Below are 1,858 nucleotides of genomic sequence, written 5' to 3' on the forward strand. Positions count from 1 at the left end.
ATTTAAGCATACATTAAGTATAACTCTTATATAATTCCAGCTCACGAATTAAGAAACCATCTTACCACACTTCAAAAGTTGGATAAATCATATCTTAATCGTCTGTTTTGTTTTTTAATTTTATAATGTTAAACTATTTTTTATAGTCAATCTTTGAAATCTAAACAAGTGATCGATTGAGCCAAGCAATTTTAATTATTTAAATTATTAATTGCTAATTTAATAGTTACAAACAATTAAGTTTTTAGATTAAAACTTCATAATAAACATCTTACTTTACTATTTTGTAAAGTATTTTTTATGGAGAGTTTGATCCTGGCTCAGAGTGAACGCTGGCGGCGTGCCTAATACATGCAAGTCGAACGGACAAGTAAGAGCTTGCTCTTATGAGTTAGTGGCGCACGGGTGAGTAATGTATAGTTAATCTGCCCTATGCTGGAGGACAACAGTTAGAAATGACTGCTAATACTCCATACTCCTTCTTAACACAAGTTAAGTTGGGAAAGTTTTTTCGGCATAGGATGAGACTATATTGTATCAGCTAGTTGGTGAGGTAATGGCTCACCAAGGCTATGACGCATAACTGGTCTGAGAGGATGATCAGTCACACTGGAACTGAGACACGGTCCAGACTCCTACGGGAGGCAGCAGTAGGGAATATTGCTCAATGGGCGAAAGCCTGAAGCAGCAACGCCGCGTGGAGGATGACACTTTTCGGAGCGTAAACTCCTTTTCTTAGGGAAGAAATTTGACGGTACCTAAGGAATAAGCACCGGCTAACTCCGTGCCAGCAGCCGCGGTAATACGGAGGGTGCAAGCGTTACTCGGAATCACTGGGCGTAAAGGACGCGTAGGCGGATTATCAAGTCTTTTGTGAAATCTAATGGCTCAACCATTAAACTGCTTGAGAAACTGATAATCTAGAGTGAGGGAGAGGCAGATGGAATTGGTGGTGTAGGGGTAAAATCCGTAGAGATCACCAGGAATACCCATTGCGAAGGCGATCTGCTAGAACTCAACTGACGCTAATGCGTGAAAGCGTGGGGAGCAAACAGGATTAGATACCCTGGTAGTCCACGCCCTAAACGATGTATACTAGTTGTTGCTGTGCTAGTCATGGCAGTAATGCACCTAACGGATTAAGTATACCGCCTGGGGAGTACGGTCGCAAGATTAAAACTCAAAGGAATAGACGGGGACCCGCACAAGCGGTGGAGCATGTGGTTTAATTCGAAGATACGCGAAGAACCTTACCTGGGCTTGATATCCTAAGAACCTTGTAGAGATACGAGGGTGCTAGCTTGCTAGAACTTAGTGACAGGTGCTGCACGGCTGTCGTCAGCTCGTGTCGTGAGATGTTCGGTTAAGTCCGGCAACGAGCGCAACCCACGTATTTAGTTGCTAACAGTTTGGCTGAGCACTCTAAATATACTGCCTTCGTAAGGAGGAGGAAGGTGTGGACGACGTCAAGTCATCATGGCCCTTATGCCCAGGGCGACACACGTGCTACAATGGCATATACAATGAGACGCAATATCGTGAGATGGAGCAAATCTATAAAATATGTCCCAGTTCGGATTGTTCTCTGCAACTCGAGAGCATGAAGCCGGAATCGCTAGTAATCGTAGATCAGCCATGCTACGGTGAATACGTTCCCGGGTCTTGTACTCACCGCCCGTCACACCATGGGAGTTGATTTCACTCGAAGTCGGAATGCTAAACTAGCTACCGCCCACAGTGGAATCAGCGACTGGGGTGAAGTCGTAACAAGGTAACCGTAGGAGAACCTGCGGTTGGATCACCTCCTTTCTAGAGTACAAAGTGATAATCTCACAATTATCACTTCAATATATCTCAA

1 rRNA gene is annotated in these 1,858 nt (G+C 44.0%); it reads left to right on the forward strand.

Annotation, left to right across the window (positions count from 1 at the left end):
- Positions 1 to 297 precede the first annotated feature (297 nt).
- Positions 298 to 1,809, forward strand: a 16S ribosomal RNA gene (locus CCAL9328_RS10525).
- Positions 1,810 to 1,858 lie beyond the last annotated feature (49 nt).

The organism is Campylobacter sp. RM9328 (assembly GCF_012978615.1).